The sequence below is a fragment of the Methanohalobium evestigatum Z-7303 genome, assembly GCF_000196655.1.
In the GTDB taxonomy this organism is placed as follows: domain Archaea; phylum Halobacteriota; class Methanosarcinia; order Methanosarcinales; family Methanosarcinaceae; genus Methanohalobium; species Methanohalobium evestigatum.
This window is the reverse complement of the sequence record NC_014253.1, coordinates 490816-508919: the sequence shown is the minus strand read 5'-3', so window position 1 is coordinate 508919 and position 18104 is coordinate 490816. Positions and strand designations below refer to the sequence as shown.

21 protein-coding genes and 2 tRNA genes are annotated in these 18104 nt (G+C 37.3%); 14 read left to right on the top strand and 9 right to left on the bottom strand.

All coding sequences use genetic code 11. The features are described from left to right. Positions 1–25: 25 nt before the first annotated feature. From METEV_RS02565 to METEV_RS02555, 3 genes are all read left to right on the top strand, one after another. A tRNA-Arg gene (locus METEV_RS02565) sits at positions 26–125 on the top strand. A gap of 96 nt (positions 126–221) precedes the next feature. After that, complete coding sequence (locus METEV_RS02560; protein ID WP_049890898.1) at positions 222–698, top strand: hypothetical protein; 477 nt, start codon at positions 222–224, stop codon at positions 696–698. A 241-nt stretch (positions 699–939) separates the two neighbouring features. Continuing rightward, a complete protein-coding gene (locus METEV_RS02555; RefSeq protein ID WP_013193994.1) occupies positions 940–2280 on the top strand; it encodes an RNA-guided endonuclease InsQ/TnpB family protein in 1341 nt (446 codons plus the stop codon). A 32-nt stretch (positions 2281–2312) separates the two neighbouring features. Here METEV_RS02555 and METEV_RS12830 read toward each other — a convergent pair whose 3' ends face one another. After that, positions 2313–2444: a hypothetical protein gene (locus METEV_RS12830; RefSeq protein ID WP_269634941.1), complete on the bottom strand. Its 132-nt coding sequence runs from the start codon at positions 2442–2444 to the stop codon at positions 2313–2315. Here METEV_RS12830 and METEV_RS02550 point away from each other — a divergent pair. Continuing rightward, a complete protein-coding gene (locus METEV_RS02550; RefSeq protein ID WP_157197267.1) occupies positions 2443–2586 on the top strand; it encodes a hypothetical protein in 144 nt (47 codons plus the stop codon). The two genes, METEV_RS12830 and METEV_RS02550, sit on opposite strands and share 2 nt — an antisense overlap. A gap of 9 nt (positions 2587–2595) precedes the next feature. On the opposite strand, the gene pheT is transcribed toward METEV_RS02550, so the two are convergent. Continuing rightward, entirely contained in the window at positions 2596–4218 is a 1623-nt protein-coding gene (gene pheT / locus METEV_RS02545; RefSeq protein ID WP_013193993.1) for a phenylalanine--tRNA ligase subunit beta, read from the bottom strand. Between the two features lie 252 nt (positions 4219–4470). Here pheT and METEV_RS02540 point away from each other — a divergent pair, with 252 nt between their 5' ends. From METEV_RS02540 to rnhB, 3 genes are read left to right on the top strand one after another with little or no spacing between them, the layout of a single operon-like run. After that, on the top strand, positions 4471–6549 hold the full coding sequence (locus tag METEV_RS02540) for a type II/IV secretion system ATPase subunit (protein WP_013193992.1): 2079 nt from the start codon (positions 4471–4473) through the stop codon (positions 6547–6549). A gap of 21 nt (positions 6550–6570) precedes the next feature. Next, positions 6571–8823, top strand: a complete 2253-nt coding sequence (locus tag METEV_RS02535; protein WP_013193991.1) for a type II secretion system F family protein — start codon at positions 6571–6573, stop codon at positions 8821–8823. Between the two features lie 20 nt (positions 8824–8843). Beyond that, the gene (gene rnhB, locus METEV_RS02530) at positions 8844–9500 is read left to right on the top strand and encodes a ribonuclease HII (RefSeq protein ID WP_013193990.1); all 657 of its coding nucleotides are present in this window, start codon (positions 8844–8846) and stop codon (positions 9498–9500) included. A gap of 10 nt (positions 9501–9510) precedes the next feature. Here the strand turns inward: rnhB and purQ are convergent, their stop codons facing one another. The 5 genes from purQ to cofD all read right to left on the bottom strand — a co-directional run bounded on the left by purQ (position 9511) and on the right by cofD (position 12665). Next, positions 9511–10209, bottom strand: a complete 699-nt coding sequence (gene purQ, locus METEV_RS02525) for a phosphoribosylformylglycinamidine synthase subunit PurQ (protein WP_013193989.1) — start codon at positions 10207–10209, stop codon at positions 9511–9513. Further along, positions 10209–10457, bottom strand: coding sequence for a phosphoribosylformylglycinamidine synthase subunit PurS (gene purS, locus METEV_RS02520; protein WP_013193988.1), 249 nt, complete (start codon positions 10455–10457; stop codon positions 10209–10211). Before purS ends, purQ begins: the two co-directional genes overlap by 1 nt. A gap of 82 nt (positions 10458–10539) precedes the next feature. Beyond that, entirely contained in the window at positions 10540–11049 is a 510-nt protein-coding gene (locus METEV_RS02515; protein ID WP_013193987.1) for a shikimate kinase, read from the bottom strand. A 4-nt stretch (positions 11050–11053) separates the two neighbouring features. After that, a complete protein-coding gene (locus tag METEV_RS02510; RefSeq protein ID WP_269634950.1) occupies positions 11054–11593 on the bottom strand; it encodes a CDP-alcohol phosphatidyltransferase family protein in 540 nt (179 codons plus the stop codon). Positions 11594–11738: 145 nt separating this feature from the next. After that, entirely contained in the window at positions 11739–12665 is a 927-nt protein-coding gene (gene cofD, locus METEV_RS02505; RefSeq protein ID WP_013193985.1) for a 2-phospho-L-lactate transferase, read from the bottom strand. Positions 12666–12733: 68 nt separating this feature from the next. Between cofD and METEV_RS02500 the strand changes: the two genes are divergently transcribed. From METEV_RS02500 to METEV_RS02470, 7 genes are all read left to right on the top strand, one after another. Continuing rightward, entirely contained in the window at positions 12734–13930 is a 1197-nt protein-coding gene (locus tag METEV_RS02500) for an HD domain-containing protein (protein WP_013193984.1), read from the top strand. A gap of 12 nt (positions 13931–13942) precedes the next feature. After that, positions 13943–14302 (top strand): prenylated flavin chaperone LpdD, encoded by a 360-nt coding sequence (lpdD, locus tag METEV_RS02495; RefSeq protein ID WP_013193983.1) that lies wholly within the window; start codon positions 13943–13945, stop codon positions 14300–14302. Continuing rightward, the gene (locus METEV_RS02490; protein WP_049891242.1) at positions 14302–14856 is read left to right on the top strand and encodes a UbiX family flavin prenyltransferase; all 555 of its coding nucleotides are present in this window, start codon (positions 14302–14304) and stop codon (positions 14854–14856) included. Before lpdD ends, METEV_RS02490 begins: the two co-directional genes overlap by 1 nt. Positions 14857–14958: 102 nt before the next feature. Beyond that, positions 14959–15036 (top strand) — tRNA-Pro (locus METEV_RS02485). A 70-nt stretch (positions 15037–15106) separates the two neighbouring features. Then, positions 15107–15391, top strand: a complete 285-nt coding sequence (locus tag METEV_RS02480) for a ubiquitin-like small modifier protein 1 (RefSeq protein ID WP_013193981.1) — start codon at positions 15107–15109, stop codon at positions 15389–15391. A 59-nt stretch (positions 15392–15450) separates the two neighbouring features. After that, positions 15451–16650, top strand: coding sequence for a molybdopterin molybdotransferase MoeA (locus tag METEV_RS02475; RefSeq protein WP_013193980.1), 1200 nt, complete (start codon positions 15451–15453; stop codon positions 16648–16650). Positions 16651–16773: 123 nt separating this feature from the next. Continuing rightward, the gene (locus METEV_RS02470) at positions 16774–17100 is read left to right on the top strand and encodes a DUF190 domain-containing protein (RefSeq protein ID WP_013193979.1); all 327 of its coding nucleotides are present in this window, start codon (positions 16774–16776) and stop codon (positions 17098–17100) included. An 18-nt stretch (positions 17101–17118) separates the two neighbouring features. Here METEV_RS02470 and METEV_RS02465 read toward each other — a convergent pair whose 3' ends face one another. Together METEV_RS02465 and METEV_RS02460 are read right to left on the bottom strand one after the other, a co-directional pair. Further along, positions 17119–17379: a YhbY family RNA-binding protein gene (locus METEV_RS02465; RefSeq protein ID WP_013193978.1), complete on the bottom strand. Its 261-nt coding sequence runs from the start codon at positions 17377–17379 to the stop codon at positions 17119–17121. Between the two features lie 152 nt (positions 17380–17531). Then, entirely contained in the window at positions 17532–18077 is a 546-nt protein-coding gene (locus tag METEV_RS02460) for a MogA/MoaB family molybdenum cofactor biosynthesis protein (RefSeq protein ID WP_013193977.1), read from the bottom strand. Positions 18078–18104 lie beyond the last annotated feature (27 nt).

Here is an 18104-nt window from a genome sequence, read left to right as displayed (position 1 = left end):
TGTTGCAATTGTATGGGGCTGTAATGGGCTCGTAGGGTAGTCAGGACATCCTAATGGGCTTCGGTGCAACAATAAAGTTGCGAAGACACCCATTGACCCGTGTTCAAATCGCGGCGAGCCCGCCATTTTTTTCTGTTATTTTTTACAGATATCAAATTTTTATTCTCATTTTTCATCAAAACCTTTTTATAAAAATCAATGGAAATTATTTTCCGATATAAATGTTGCAAACCAATACTATCCTTTTGCTGGGGATTGTTGCCCTTGTTTTAATGGCTTCTGGTGTATCTACAACAGCACAAAATGAATATCCTGTTAAATATAGTAATCCATGGGATGAATCACCGATAACCGTCTATATTGACGATGAAAACGTCCCGTCACATTACAAATCCACCTATTATGAACAGGTGAAAAAGTCTCTCGAATACTGGGAACAGGGTGGAAACGGGCATTTGGGTTTTACTCCTGAATTCAAACTGGTGGATTCAAAAAATCCCGACATTAGGATAGGATGGGTAAAGCATCTGGATAATGAAAATCTCAAAAAAAACACTGCAGTAGTGTCTGAACTTGATACTTCTGGAAACAGTATACTAAATTCTGATATACTTTTAGAAGTGGGTTCCTACAGATACCGTGTGTGGAATCAATATAGTGACCAGACGATGTTTACGATAAACGTAGTGCAGGGATAAAGAAAGCCCATGAGTTTACTCATGCTCTTTGAATCAGAATACTCTAAATTAGAAATTTAGATTCAAACTTAAACTTGGTAAATTGAAAATTTACCAATATCTTTAAAATTCGTTTAAAAAATGATGAAAAACCTCGTTGATTTCTAATTAACTCTATATTTCATGGTATAATCGCTAGCATTATGTAAATTTTATATAGTTTCAAAACATATAATCAGTATCAAGTAAGTGGGTGGAGTTGATGGTCCGCAAAGAAGGTCAAAACTGCAGGAATCTGAGGTTCAAGATACATATTACACCTGAACAGGAGAAAAAACTGGATGATACTCTGGAATACTGCAGATTAATCTGGAACCATCTTCTATCTATCAAAGTAGAATTATACGACAGGTTCGGTTTATCGGTATCTAATTCATCACTGGAAAACCATCTGAAAAATCTGGATTATCCTATACATTCATCAGTAAGATTGGACGTGTTCCAGAGATTATGTTTTGCCTATGACAAGTTCTTCGATGATTTGAAAAAAGGCAGACTGAAGAATACAAAACCTAAAAAAGGGAAGTTCGTCAAGAGAAAAGATGTCCCGTGTGGAAATAATTCTTCTGGCTTCATCAAATATGGCGGAATCCTTCCGAAAGGTCACCCGAAGTTCAAGAGTAAAGAAGATTTCAGTAGTTTCAGATATAAACAGCATGGGAACGGATGGAAACTTGAAGATAACAAGTTATACCTATCCAAAATAACCGGTAAATCAAAACCCATCAAAATTGATATTGATAGATTGCCAGACGGCGAACTGAAGACCTGTACCCTCAAGAAGGAAGGCAAACAATGGTTCGCTTATCTGACCGTAGAGCTACCGGATAATCCAGTTCCATCTACTCCTACAAACGCTGTTGGCATTGATATAGGACTCAAATCTTTCATAACAACTTCAGACGATGATTTTGTCGAACCTCCACGATTCCTCAGGAAAGCTGAGAAAAGACTGGCTAAGGAACAACAGAAATTGGCGAAAATGGAATTCAAATCAAACAATTATAACAAGCAGAAACAGAAAGTGAACAGAATTCACAGGAAAGTAGCATCTGCAAGAAACCATTTCTCGCATTGTTTGAGTAAGTTGTTGGTGGAAAGATATGATTTGATTGTATTCGAAGATTTGAAAATAAAAAATCTTGTAAAAAACAACAGATTAGCCAAATCTATATCGGATGTAGGCTGGAACAAACTGGTCCAGCACGTGACCTACAAAGCTGCTGAAAGAGGTAAGATTGTAGACAAAGTAGATCCCGATAACACTACTCAGGTCTGTTCCTATTGTGGTACTAAGAAGAAAGAAAAACTGAAATTAGAGGACAGAACGTTTCACTGCAGTAACTGTGGTCTGGAAATAGACAGGGACCTCAACGCTTCAGCCAATATACTGACAAAATCATCGTACTATAATCCAACTACGCATACCGTGGGGCTCGCGGGAATGAACGGCTGTGGAGATGGTACCTCTACGACTGGTCCCGGTATCAGTTCGCAAGTACCGTCTATGAATCAGCAAATGCTCAACCTCGTCAAAGGTTGAGGTTCTCGTGGTTCCAAGAGAACCCCATGACTTCATCTTGGGAGAGCAGTCAGATTATCCAGACATGCATTAGGACGTTCTCTGGATCTTGGATACAGTGATGATAAATTGGATATCATGCATCCGCAGTACAAAAAGGACAGTGGTTTTAAATCGCTAATCATGGATATAAAAGATGACCTTTTAAATCTTGGCACCATTGCAGCAATTTTACTAAATTTTTCGCTAATATTAATGGTTGTATATAATCTTGTATCTTGGAACAACCTGAAAAAGGAAAGAGAAGGGATTGAAAAGTATTACTAAATATAATTATTAGTAATCCATAATTTCCATTTCAAACCCTATAACAGGTTCACCTAATCCAAAGTTTGTAATTACTTGAGGGTAGATTTCTCCCATGACTCCAACCTTTTTCCCATTTACCAATATGTCAGCACGCCTGCCCCCTATAAATGCAGGGTCATCAGACTCTTCTACTTCATATTCAACCATTCTCTCACGCATGACAGCATCCACAATCTCTCTTATATCGGTAAAGTTTACTTCAGGGTGAATAGATACCGCAGCCAGATTTCTGTGGATTTTATTGTTTATTACCACATCCCCAAACTCGAAGATGGATTGTGGGAGCTCCCTGTGCTGGTTCATGGAGAGTATTTCCATAAGGTTTGGAAGTATTGTTGTCCTGACCATTGTCTGGTCTTCACTTATTGGATGCATGACATAGGTTACATCATCTGTTCTGTTACGGCACATATTATCAAAATGCACCCGCTCATTACTCAGAGTGAAAGACATAACTTCAGAATATCCGAGACCTGTCATGATTTCGCATATGTTGTCACTGGTAACCGACACTTCATGAGCGCTACCAAATGTGGCACTTTCAGGAAATTCCGGCTGTATATTATCATACCCGTACCCAATTGCAATATCTTCAACAATATCATAATTGTGCAGAATATCAGCACGGTATGGGGGTACTTTAACCTCAATTGATTTATTATTCTTTATATCAGCACCATAACGCATTCTCTGGAGCTGCTTTAATATTTCATCCTGGGACAGTTCAGTTCCTATCAATGAATTGATTTCTGATACTTCAAGTTCGCAGGATAAAGGTTCTAAATCAGGTAGGGTTTTTTCATTACCATCAGAATCTATAATTTTTACTGATTCGACACTTCCTCCACGTTCTGCAAGTGCAGTAACCAGCACATTGAGGGCAACATATACCGACTCACTCAGCCCGGTAACATCAATAAAAAGGTCTGTTGTATTCTCGGTTATCTGAGTGCGGGTGCTGTTAATTATGGGTGGAAATGAAAGAACGTTATCGTCAGCATCAAGTATTATAGGGTATTCATTAAAACCTTCAAGAATATATGCAAACTTCATGCCCTTGGGATGTTTTTCAAGAATCTGGTTCATTGACATTGGTTCTGTAAAATCAAGCGGGATAAATTTTGTATCCGGGTCAGCAGCCATATATCTAAAAGGTGGGGTGATATTTGAGAGGTCGTGTACACCGATAGAAACCTTTTTTCTGTCGCGCCCAACTCCCCAGTGTAAATCTTCCTGTAAATCCATCAAAGATTTTATGGAATTTGCATTGAAATTGACATTTCTGATAACAGCACATGCAAGGTAGGGGCGAATATGTTCAATGTCTTCATCCTTCTCAATTTCAATATTTGATGAATCCAATCTGTAATCCTGTAAACCGGTTTCAATGTTCAGAAAACCTCTCAAGGCACGAGCAACACCTTCTACACTGTATAAATCAGGTCGGTCAGGGAAAAATTCGATATCTATATATTCGTCTTCTATTCGTTCAATGTCTGCACCCATCATGGGGATCTGCTCAACTATGGTATCCCTGTCGACTGATGTAAGACTTTCAAGATCTTCATAATTCAGGGTTATTACTGGCATAAAAGGAGTCCTCTTTTAATTTTTCAAGTTATTGATAAGTTATAGAGCAACATACCCAACTTTGGATTTAATATTTTTGTTCTATTTTATACATCATTCAAAAATATTTAAGTTCTACTACATAGTTTTATATTTTTCCAATAATATTTTATGTAATAATACAGTTATAACAATAATAATGATGTTATAAAAAACATTAACTTGTCTGAATTAATTATTACATTTTATTGAGCAGTTACTCTTTATGGTGAAATGATGGGTGACAAAAACGGTCCAGAATCACAACCTGATAATACTGATAAAAACAAGGTTTATGATAGCCCTGTTAATTCTACAAACTCATCTGGTACACAGGTATCCGGTGAATCTGGACCTAAGATATTTGCTCCTGAAGAATCTGACAATACAGGTTCATCAGATTCAGATGATGCAAATGATGAAAATTTCGATAAAGAGGATTATATTCTGACACCTTCAGAAGATGTTGAAAACACATCTTTATGGCTGTCTGATAAACACGAATCAGATGAAGAACATGAAGAAAATTTTGATATTTTGACACCTGAATCAGGATTTGAAACAAATAAAGAAAAATCAGATGAATCTGGGATAAAGGAAAATGAAAGTGAAGAAAGTGATAAATCTGGAAAAAACCTAGTAAAAAGTCTAATCCATGAAAAAAAATCCAAAAAACTAAGACCGGGTGCAGAAGAATCATCCTCAAAATCTGATGAATCTTTTGAAGAATCCGCATCAGAAGAATTAACGTTTTTTGATAAAGTAAGAAACCTTTTCAAACAAGAAACCTTTGAAATTGAAGCATATAACCCCGATGAGCATGGTCCGTTATCTGTTTTTAAAGGTGTAGAAGGCTATGAAGAAATTGATAGATATTGGGTAAATGAACCCTATGCATTTGTTGTAATACTTTTTAATCCTGAAATAAACGACTATCTTTACTATCTTGTAGAGCCCGAACTGAGTGACTTTGAAACGACGTTTCTGACAGAAATTAAAGACCGGTTGCGTAATGCCTTACTGGTTGAAAATATTGAAAATAAAGATGATAAGGAAGCAGTACTGGATGAAAAAATACGTATTATCATTAAGGATTATGCTATTGATGTAACACCCCTGATGCTTGAAAAAATTTCCTACTATATAAAGCGTGATTTTGTCAGATACGGTAAAATTGACCCGCTGATGAATGATGATTATATAGAAGATATATCAGGTAACGGTCACAATATTCCACTGTTTTTGTATCACAGGATATATCACAATATAGCCACAAACATTGCATTTACAGAAGATGAACTTGATTCTTTCATAATACGTCTTGCACAGAAATGCGGAAAGCATATATCACTGGCTGAGCCGATGGTTGATGCTTCAATGCCGGATGGTTCCAGAGTTCAGATGACTCTCAGTACTACAATAACTACACATGGGAGTACATTTACCATCCGTAAATTCAGTGAAGTACCGATAACTCCAATCGACCTTATCGATTGGGGTACTTTTTCTTCAGAACAGATGGCATATCTCTGGCTTTGTATTGAAAATAACAAAAGTCTCATTTATGCAGGGGGTACTGCTTCAGGTAAAACCTCATCTTTAAATGCAGTATCTCTCTTTGTACCTGAAAAGGCGAAGGTAGTAACACTTGAAGATACCCGTGAAATCAAACTACCGCACACAAACTGGATTCCCGGAGTTACAAGGGACTCATTTACGGCTGATGAGCGTGGTGCTGTGGATATGTATGATTTGTTAAGGGCGGCTCTTAGGCAGCGTCCTGAATACCTTATTGTGGGAGAGGTAAGAGGTAAAGAGGCGCTGACACTTTTCCAGGCAATGTCCACAGGGCATACCACGTTTTCTACCATGCATGCAGATTCTGTTCCTTCAGCAATCCACCGGCTTGAAAATCCGCCTATAAGTGTACCCAGAAACATGATACAGGCACTGGATATAATGACTATTCAGGCACAGACCTATGTCAGTGGCAAACGGGCAAGAAAGAACCTAAAAATTGTAGAAATTGTTGATATAGACCCCAATACCAGAAACTTAAGGACAAATGATATTTTTGTCTGGGATTCAGCAAGAGACACATTCCAGAGGACAGGCGAATCCCAGTGCATCTACGAAATTCAGAGAAGAAGGGGCTGGAATGCTGCCCAGATAAATGAAGAACTCCAGTACCGTGAAAAAATACTGGATTATATGGTAAACAACGATATCAGGGATTTCAAGGAAATATCAGAGATAATCAAGTCCTATCAGGCAACACCTGAAAAACTATTGCAAAAAATCGGTCTTAAATAATCCGTATTCTGGTGTGATAATTTGGATGGAACTACAGAAAATGATGAATTTCTGGATGAAGTGGATAATGATTCGGTTGTATCAGAATCTGATACTCAGAGCCAGGAATTTTCGGATAATACAGAATCACCAGATACATCAGAATATGAAAAGAGATTATCTTTTAAAAATCTTAAAAATAGATTTCAATCCAACAACCATCAAGATAATGAAAGAGGTTTATCTGACAAAATTTCGTCCAGAATAAACAACCTTGATCGGCAAGCCAGGTTGTTTTTGACCATTTTCAAAAAAATCCCCTTTGCTCTTTTAGGGGAGAAGATGAAAGAAAAAAAGAAAAAATATGCAAGGCTACAGCTCCAGCTTAAACAGGCACGTATACCGACTTCATATGAAATGTATATTTCAAATGCCATTTTCTATTCGGTTGTCAGTGGTCTGACAGGGGCAATACTGGGTATCTTTGCCGCATATATGCTCATTGCTGTAATAGGTTTGCCTGATAATCTTACTAATCTTACATTTGGTCCGTCAACTGCATGGTTGCTCAATTTTAAGGAAATATTTCTGTCACTGTTTATAGTTGTTTTTACAACAATAACGCTTGGTGGAATGACATATGCACTTTTTCTGGTTTATCCCGGATTTCAGGCGAGTGAACGTAAACGGAATATAGACAGCCATCTCCCCTATGCAGTAACGTTTATGTATGCACTGAGCAAAGGCGGAATGAATATAATAAACGTCTTTGATTCATTGTCAAGGTCAAGCAATACCTATGGTGAAGCATCAAAAGAAGTCGAAACTATAATCAGAGAAATGGATTATTTTGGACACGATTTAAGAACTGCAATATCCAACGTCAGTGAAATGACACCATCTGATAGGTTCCAAGATCTTTTACACAACCTTTTGACCGTGATTGATAGTGGCGGAAGTATATCTAAATATTTCCAGGACAAATCTGACCAATATTTGAAAAAAGCAATTGATGACCAGAAGGGTTTTCTTGAAACACTTGGGTTACTGGCTGAATCCTATGTAACAGCATTCGTAGCAGGTCCTTTGTTTATAATTATCATGGGTATCATGATGACTGTTATGGGTTCTGGTTCTATATTGATGGTTTATGCGGTAATTTATGCGGTTCTACCTATCGGTTCTGTAATGTTTGTAGTAATGATTAGTATAATGGCACCAGAGGATTTCGGAGAACCTGCCTACCTACAGACAAATGAAATCTTTGATCATGGAATTCCTGAAATACCATCCTATCTTGAGCCAGAATACGATGAAAATGGACAATTGATAAATGAAACCAAAGAAAAGGTTGAGAAAAGACAGTGTTATGAAAATTTTATCAAATCCAAGCAACGAGTTAAATACAAGAATTTCCTAAAGAACCCATTAAAACCTCTTTTTAATAATCCTCTTTTATCAGTGGCTGTGACTTCTCCGGTTGCGGTTATATTGCTTTTAATTTTTGTTGCCACAAATATGGATACATTTACTACAATGTCAGAAACTATCGATTTTCTTGATGACCGTCTTGTAATCGCTACATATATCATAATTGTTCCATTGGCTATATTTCATGAAACAAAATCCAAAAGACAGAAAAAACTTGATGGAAATTTTCCTGACTTTTTGAAAAAACTTGCCAGTACCGTTGAAACGGGTATGACTCTCCAGGATTCAATCAAGCTCATGGTAAAAACCGATAATGAAGGTCTTAGTGATGAGACAAGGAAAATTTGGAAAGACATCTCATGGGGTATGGAACTCAACGATGCACTGGTAAGATTTGCAAACCGTTTAAAAACTCAGGTTGTTTCACGTTCAATGACACTTATCACCAAAGCGAACGAATCAAGTGGTGATATTGGAGAAGTGCTCATGGTGGCAGCCAGAGATGCATCTTCTGAAGAGGAAATGAAGCGCGAACGTTCCATGAACATGATGATTTATATTGTTATCATATACATATCCTACATGGTTTTTGTTGGTGTCATCTATGTTATATCCACCACATTTTTGACAGAAATGGCTGAAGCAGGCGAACAGATGACATCATCTGGTGCTCAGCAAATGGGTATGCTTGGAAGCTTTGACCTTGATAAATACACAAGAATATTCAAACATTCAGCAGTAATACAAGGCTTGTGCTCGGGTCTCATGGCAGGTGTCATGGGAGAAGGCAGTGTTATGTCAGGACTGAAACATTCAATTATAATGGTAACAATAGGATACTTTATATTTACATTATTTATCTAATACAGGATGTCGAGATTATAATGAAAGTTGCAGGTATCGATGAGGCTGGCAAGGGTCCTGTTATAGGCTCCATGTGTATTGCAGGTGTAGTGGTTGATGAAGCCAAAATTAATTCTCTAAAAAACCTTGGAGTGACCGATTCCAAAAAAATATCTCCCAGAAAACGGGAAGAACTTGCTCATAAAATCAAAAAATATGTAGATAATTATTTTATCTTTGAAATCACTCCCTCCCAGATAGATGAACTCAGGAATGTAATGAGCATGAATGATATCATGGTTCTTGGTTTTTCAAGGGTTGTGGAAAATTTAAACCCTGAACTGGTTTATGTGGATTCTGCTGATGTCAAACCCGAACGTTTTGCAGAAAAAATACGCAGTGAATATTCAAAAAGCAATAAAACCGCTTCTGAAAATATAAAAATCATTTCTGAACATGAGGCGGATGTTGTATATTCTGTGGTATCGGCGGCTTCAATAATTGCCAAGGTCAGGCGTGATGAGCTGGTAAACAATTTGAAAGAAGAATTTGGTGTTGATTTTGGCAGTGGTTATCCGTCTGACCCGAAAACGAAACAATTTCTTTTAGACTGGGTTAAAAGATATGGATCACTACCAGATATAGTTAGACATAGCTGGAAAACAGCACAAAAATTACTGGACAAAAATGATGGTTAAAGAATAATGATTATTGTAGGGTTTGTATATAATCAACCATTGACTGGAAGATTTTTAAACCATCCTCTGAACCCAGCACTTTTTCAGACGCCCTTTCAGGATGCGGCATAAGTCCAATTACATTTTTGCTTGAGTTGGTTATACCGGCAATATTTTCTTTTGAACCGTTTGGATTTGATTCATCATCTGATGTACCGTCCTCATCTACATATCTGAAAACTACTTGATTGTTTTTGTTTAAATCAGATATTGCAGACTGGTCAGCATAGAAGTATCCCTCTTTGTGGGCTATTGGTATCTGGATGACATCTCCTTTTTCAAACCTTGAAGTAAACGGCGTATCTGTATTATCAACTCTTAGATGAGTCCATTCACAGAGGAATTTTGGATAACTGTTTGTAGTAAGTGCACCGTCCAGAAGACCGGATTCAGTAAGCACCTGAAATCCATTGCATATACCGATTACTGGTTTTCCTTCTGATACCATTTTTCTTACAGAGTCCATTATTGGTGTTCTTGCTGCTATTGCACCTGCTCGCAGGTAATCACCGTATGAGAATCCTCCCGGAATTACAGCCCCATCAAAACGATCAAGGTTTTTATCTTTAAACCATACAAGTTCAGCATCTACATTCATGACATTTTTTAATACATGCAATACGTCACGGTCACAGTTGGTACCACCGAACTGGATTATGGCAATTCTCATCAGGCTTCCCTCAAATCAATGGTATAGTTGTGGATAATCGGGTTTGCTATCAATTTTTGACACATCTCATCTACGTTCTGTCTTGCATCATCAAAAGATTCAGCATCAAGGTCGATTGTGAATTTTTTTGCAGTTTTCACATCATTAGTTTCGTATCCAAGATGACCGAGTGCCCTTTTGATAGTGTTACCCTCTGGGTCAAGCATCCCTGATTTAAGTTCAACAGTTACATCTGCAAGGTACTGCATTTTATAATCCTCTCCTTATTTTTATATTCATTTATCAGGCAATTAAAAACATCGATTTGTTTTAAGGTTATTGGAACAGGTATTAACTGTTAAAACATAGTTTTATAATTTTGTTCACTGTTTCTGATACTCTATTATGTTTGTTTAGTTTTACTGTGATATTAGCATATTTGTTGTACAGTTTTCGTCTTTCACGGAATAAATCCTCAAGACTTTTGTTTTTAATACCTACCATACCTCTGGTGGCGGAATTCGATAACCTTTTTGTTATAACATCAAACGATACATCAAGAAATACAATTGTTGAGTACTTGTCCAAAAACTCCATCGCTGAATCGGAATATACTATACTGCCACCGGGAGATATGATACATTCATCTTCTGTATTTAACCGGAGTTCAAGTACGGTCTGCTCTTCCAGTTCCAGTAATGCATTATCTCCATGGGTGTCTATTAATTCCTGTAAATTTTTATCGGATTTTTTTTCAACCAGTTTGTCAATATCGATGAATCTATATCCAAGTTTTTTCGCCATTGATTTTCCAATAGTGCTTTTGCCGGCACCAGCCATACCGATGATGGTAATATTCATTGTATCACAGTGTATTTCTGGCGTGTAAAAGTCTTTGTGCTATCGTAATATGGGTAAGGATGACAATCACAGCAATGGCAGGCGCAAGCAAACCGACAAATGCACCGGCGGTAAGAATAATCATCCGTTCTGGACGTTCAGCAATTCCAATGTTCATGCCTTTTCCACCGGCAGCTTCTGCACGTGCACGGGTATAACTTACAATATATGAACTTATCAGTGCTATAATACACCACAACCACAGTGGTATGTTTAATAAAACTGGGTCAGATATGCTCCCGACTATCGCACCGTATATGATGCCTATAAATATTATAGCGTCTGCATATCTATCACAGACAGAATCCAGTAACCCACCAAATGGTGTCATCCAGCCGTTCTCTCTTGCAACTGCACCATCAAGGATATCAAAGAAACCGTTTAAAAGGATAAGTATTCCACCTATAAAGACTCTGCCGGTACCAAACATTACTGCTGCAATTATACTTATACCGAGACCGATCACGGTTAATAAATTCGGGGAAAACGGTAAGGATTTTGCGATGGGTTTAAATGAATTCCGGATTTTGTTTTTAATATGATTTAGTATCGTGAATCCCTTCCTTAGTTTTTATTTATTGCTGGGTAAATTTGGATTATTGGAATTTTATTAAAATATTTTTATCCATGATATACTGTATTTATTTGTATCAGATTTCATCAAATATTTTCCTGATTTGTTTTGCAAGATTGATGCTTATATCTGTGGACTTCATCAGGGTATCGGCATATTTGATATAGCATTCAATACCTTCATTTTTAAAATCGGTTTCTTTGAAATGGTCGGTTTTATCAATGATAAAAGCGTTCAGGAATTCCTTGTAACATTTTGCTACTCCTATAGAGGATACTTCCATATCATTAGCATGCATAAGCTTTGCTATTGGACCGCTAACAGGTTCATGACCGATTATCGGGCTTACAGCTACAACTTTCTTGTCTTTTAGTATTTCTTTCATTGTCGGTAGGGAAAGAATAGGTCCAATGCTTGTTATCGGATTACTGGGTCCGATTAATACCTCATCTTCATTTTCAAAGGCATCAAGGACGGCTGGTGAGATAGATGCATTCGATATACCATCTATAAAAACATCGTAAACGTCTAATTCACCTTTCTCCTTTATCCAAAAATCCTGAAAATGCAGGTTTCCGGAAGGTGTTTTTATAATTGTAGTAGCAGTGTCATCAGACATGGGTAATATATTTGCTCTTATGCCAAAATTATTTGCAAGTTTGGATGTGGCTTGAGTCAGAATATCTCCATTTCGGAGGTATTCCGAACGCATGATATGGGTTGCACGGTCGATATCTCCAAGCATCATGCCTTCATCATATCCGTTTGTTTTCATTGTCTCATGTGTTGTAAATGTATCATTTGCAACACCCCACCATTTATCAGTATCGAGTTTATCGGAAAATAGGTACAATACAGTGTCCACATCAGGAGATATCAGATTACCTGATATTCTTATATCTTCGCCGGTGTTGACCACTACTGTAATGTCCTCTTCAGGTATAATATTTCTTAATCCGTTCAGCAATTTTGGGGTTCCAGTACCACCTGATAGAACAATCATGCTAATCCTCTATGTTTTTATAACAATAATCAAAACACCATTATATAATGAAACCGATTTATAAAAATATGAAAGTTATTCGTGACCCAGTACATGGATACATTGAACTGGATGAACTCTCACTGAAACTGATAGATACATCACTCATGCAGCGGTTGAGAAGAATCAAACAGCTGGGTCTATCTTCACTCGTCTATCCGGGTGCAAACCATACTCGTTTTGAACATTCGCTTGGTGTAATGCATCTTGCCACTATCCTGATGAACCAGCTGGATAATATAAGTGACAATGAAAAAAATGGATTAAAAGCTGCAGCACTTTTGCATGATATTGGTCATGGTCCTTATTCTCATGTAACAGAGGGTACGGTTAAATACTACACCAGAAAAAAACATGACGATGTTAGAGATGTTCTCAAAAAAGAAGAAATAGCAAACATTCTGCGAGAGCATGATATCGATCCTGAAACAGTTGCAAAGCATATTAAGGGTGAGACTGCACTTGGACAAATACTTAATAGCGAAATCGATGTCGACCGAATGGATTATCTTGTAAGGGATGCACATTATACAGGAGTGACGTTTGGTCTGGTGGATTATGAGCGCTTAATTCATGAGATGGAAATTTTTGGGAATAAACTGGTGGTCAGGTGGGGAGGTTTAAAAGCTGCTGAATCATTGTTGTTGTCCAGATTTTTGATGTACCCGTCTGTGTATTATCATCATGTCTCAAGAATTGCAGAAACGATGTATGTAAGAGCGATTCAAAACCTTATAGAAAGAGGGATTTTGTCTCCGTTTGAACTGAACAAGATGGATGATGGTAGCCTTTTTGAAATTGTACGTTCTGATGATGGATATGCGGGTGAACTTGGAAAACGTATTGAAGAGAGGAAACTGTTTAAGCGGGCACTTAGAGTAGGTTTCCAGTCACTTGGAGTAGATGTTCTGCGCTACAGGGATAATGTTGAAAGGGTTGAAAAAGAAATTGCAGATATAGCAGGTATAGACAGCAGGTATGTGCTGATTGATATACCAAATACACCTGAAATTGAGGAAATGAAGGCGTTAATTAGGACCGACAGCAAAATGCAGTATCTGGATGATGTATCCCAAGTTGTTGCAACCCTTGAACAGGCACATAGAGATAATTGGAAAATGGGTGTTTATACTCCAAAAGAATACCGTGATGTAGTAGGTAGAGTTGCACGCGAGTTTTTTGAAGTAAAACGACCTATGAAACAATATCGCCTAACTGAGTATTGAGAAGGTGTGTTTTTGAATACAATTACAGAAACCGCAGGCAGAGCGGAAATTGTTCTTGAATGGGAATTGATGGGTGAAGATTACATAGTAACCCTAAAAGGAGGTCGCGAACATATCGGTGCGGCTGCGGTTGGCATATATGATGATAATAAAGGAATCTCTACATCATCTGTAATTTCATTACCTGGACACCGGGAAGAAGGGATAGCACTTGAGGCTGCAAGAAAAATCAGTTCCTGCACTCACAGAACAACTGTTTTCATGGCGGGCATACATCTTGATGATATTACAGGAGAGGAAATTAACAAAATAGTTGAGGTATCAGATATTATAGTTGATAGGTTTATTAAGTATCTGGAGGAAAACGTTTGATAGAAATAGCAATTGGTATTAGTGGTGCATCGGGTGTGCATTATGGCATCCGTCTGGTGGAGATATTGTCTGGTATGGATAATGTATTTACACATCTTGTTATTACAGAATCAGCAAAAAAACTGATTGGTATAGAGTCCGAGTACTCAGTTCTTGAAATAGAGGATATGGCATCCAGAGCTTATAACGAAAAAGATTTTACTGCGCCTATTGCCAGTGGTTCACACCGGTTTGCAGGTATGATTGTAGCACCCTGCAGTATGAAAACCTTGGGTTCAGTTGCAAATGGGATTACTGATAACCTTTTAACTCGGTCAGCGGATGTATGTATGAAAGAAAGGCGTAGTCTGGTACTCATGACCCGTGAAACACCACTAAACCAGATCCATATTGAAAATATGCTAAAAGCAACCCAATCCGGAGCTACAATTCTTCCAGCATGCCCGGGTTTTTACTCAAATCCACAGACAATAGAAGATTTGTTAAATACAATGTCTGGCAGAGCGCTTGATCTTTTAGGTATTGAAAATGAAGTTTTTGCCCGCTGGAAATGATGCCTACATGGTAAAAATTTAAGCTATGTGTAGCCATTTACAATAGTTAAATATATTAAGGGGAATGAGTATTAGAATGGAACGTGCGATAAAAATCATATCGGGATAGTAGGGTAGCCTGGACGATCCTCGAGCGTTTGGGACGCTTGGACAACGGTTCAAATCCGTTCTATCCCACCATTTTTTATTAAATTTTTAATAACTCTTTATTGGATTAAATTATTAATATATTGAATTAATAGGTTAATCCATGGTCGATGTAAAAGTAAAACTGTTTGCAAATCTTCGTGAATACGCTGGAGTGTCAGAAGTAACTATCAGTGGAGACATAGTATCGGATATATTGAATTCGTTGGGTCAGCAATATCCCCAGTTAAAAGAGCTTATATTTGAAAACCCAGAATATGAAGACGAACTTCAGGGATACATAAATGTATTGTTAAATGGAGAAAATATTCAGCACCTTGAAGGGCTCTCAACCCAGCTTAAGGATTATGATGAAATAGCAATTCTACCTCCTGTTTCCGGGGGCTAAGAGAGAAAGGATGCCTTGAAAGGTTTTACCAGAATTGATAAACTTACTGGGATTTAATAATGACCGGATTTTTTAAAGAACGAACACCTGTAAATCAAGCCAGAAAGATATTTTTGAATGCTTTTAATTCAATTGAGAATACAGAACAGGTATCTATTGATGAATGTTCTGGAAGAATATTGTCGGATTCTGTAACAGCAAACAGAAATGTACCTCATTATAGACGTGCGGCAATGGATGGCTACGCTGTCCGTTCTTCAGACACTGTAGGTGCTTCACCAGACAATCCGATAATGTTGCAGATCGATGATGAAGAAGTTGTGGAAGGAACATGTGTGCGGGTTCACACAGGCTCCAGCATACCGGACGGAGCTGATGCGGTTGTAATGGTTGAGGACACTACTCCTGTGGGGGATATGGTTGAAATTCTAACCCATGTCCATCCAAACAAACATGTGGGGATTATTGGAGAAGATATAGAAAAAAACGATACAGTGTTTACTGATGGACACATGTTGAGACCATGTGATTTAGCGGTTCTTGCATCCCTTGGAATAAACAATGTAACAGTATATAAAAAACCGCATGTGTCAGTTATACCAACCGGAAATGAAGTTGTACCAAGAACATCCAGTTCTCAACTTCAACCGGGTAAAGTGGTCGAGACCAATGGTCTTATGACAGCAAAATATGTTGAAAAATGGGGTGGTTTACCTGAACACTGTGACATTGTCTCGGATGATCCTGAGCTTATAATAAGTGCCATTCAATCACAGCTTGAATCGGATATAATAATACTTTGTGGAGGAACTTCAGTAGGAGAAAGAGACCATGTCCCTGATGTAGTGAAATCACTCGGAAATGTGCTTGTTCATGGAGTAAGTATGAGTCCCGGAAAACCGATAGCATTGGGAATGATTGATAATGTTCCCGTAGTTTGTCTTCCGGGTTATCCTGTTGCCGCATTTATAGGTTTGTTTATGTTTGCTCGTCCAGCACTAAGAAAAATAGGACATATTCCAGATTTACCAGATGCAACAGTAAAGGCAGAACTATCGGATAAAATACCTTCAAAAGAGGGGTATATGACTTTTTCAAGAGTTGTAGTAGATTTTGGCAGTTCGACTGCACATCCTGTTATGACCTCTGGTGCAGGAGTTTTGAGTTCAGTTGCAAAATCAAATGGTCTTGTAATAGTTCCAGAAAATATTGAGGGTTATGAAAAAGGAGAGAAAGTGGATATTTTCCTGATTGAGTAAAACTATTTTGTTTTCACTTTATACTTTTATTACAATCTCTATGCTTAAAATCAGTAAAAAGGTAATAATGGTTAAATTAATTTAAAATGAAATTCTATACTGTATTAGTAGGGAGGTTGTATTGTGAATTCGGTAATCCTTCGAATTTATATGAACCAGAGTGATACATACAAGGGTAAAACATCTCATGATGCTGTATTGGAATACTTGAAAGACTCAGGAATTGCTGGAGCTACTGTTATACATGGTATTGAAGGATACGGTACGCATAATGAAATTCATACAGCAAATGTTTTAAGACTGGGGGTTGACCTTCCAGTTATAGTAGAGGTAATTGACGATGAGGAAAAGGTAAGAAATGTAATACCACATCTTAAGGAAATGCTGCCTGGTGCACTTATGACTTTACAGGATATAGAAATAGTATCAGACAGCAAAAACCTACATTAAATAATTAAATGAATGTAATTATCTGTAAAGTACTACATTGTTTCCTCTTACATCAACGAGAGTAGTGTTTGTAGCATCAGCAATTTTCTGGGAGAATTGGAATGTATCTTCACTTTCGAATGTACTTTTTAAAATTTTAACTTTAACAAGCCGGTTGGCTTTTATTTGTTTTTTCAACTCTTCAATGACTGGTTCTGTCAGTCCGCTTTTTCCAATATGAATTACTGGTTTTAGTTGTGATGCCTCTGATTTTAGTTTATATAATTGCTTTTTATCCATGTTTGGATACCTCATAGTAATGGTTATTGAATCCAGAAATTAGTTTATTAGATGCAAAGGTGCATTGATACATTATTTAGGTTTAAATATATCTAATATCCATTGTCCTTAAATTAAGATATTATTAATCTGTATTTATTGAAACTGCCTATTTAATCTTTCGTATGTTTGATTATATGGTCTGTTTCTGGAATAATAATTTCTCTTATAGCCAGACGTACTGCATTGTTAGACCCTGGTAAGCAGAAAACAGGTTTAGTTCTGACAACACCGGCTGTAGCTCTTGTAAGTATTACTGATGTGCCGATGTCTTCTAAACTTTTGAACCTGAAAAGCTCTCCAAATCCGGGAATTTCTTTATCAAAAAGTGGCTGTACGGCTTCAATAGTAACATCGTGTGAAGTTAATCCTGTACCACCTGTTGTAATCACAATATCAGCATTACTGTAAACCGCTGAATTGACCGTATTTTGTATAGCAGTGAAATCATCATTTATAAGCTTGTAATGTATAACCTTATGTCCGTTTGTGGTTAATATATTTTTTATGGTGTTGCCTGATGTATCATCAGCTTCTTCTGGATTTGTCACATCTCCATATTTGTAATATCTTGAACTGGATATCGTGATTAAAGAAAAATTATATGTATTAACAGTTTCACTTTTGTGACTCTGCGAAGAATTGGAATCTGTATTCATAGAAAACGCTTTTTAATCTGTTAGGTT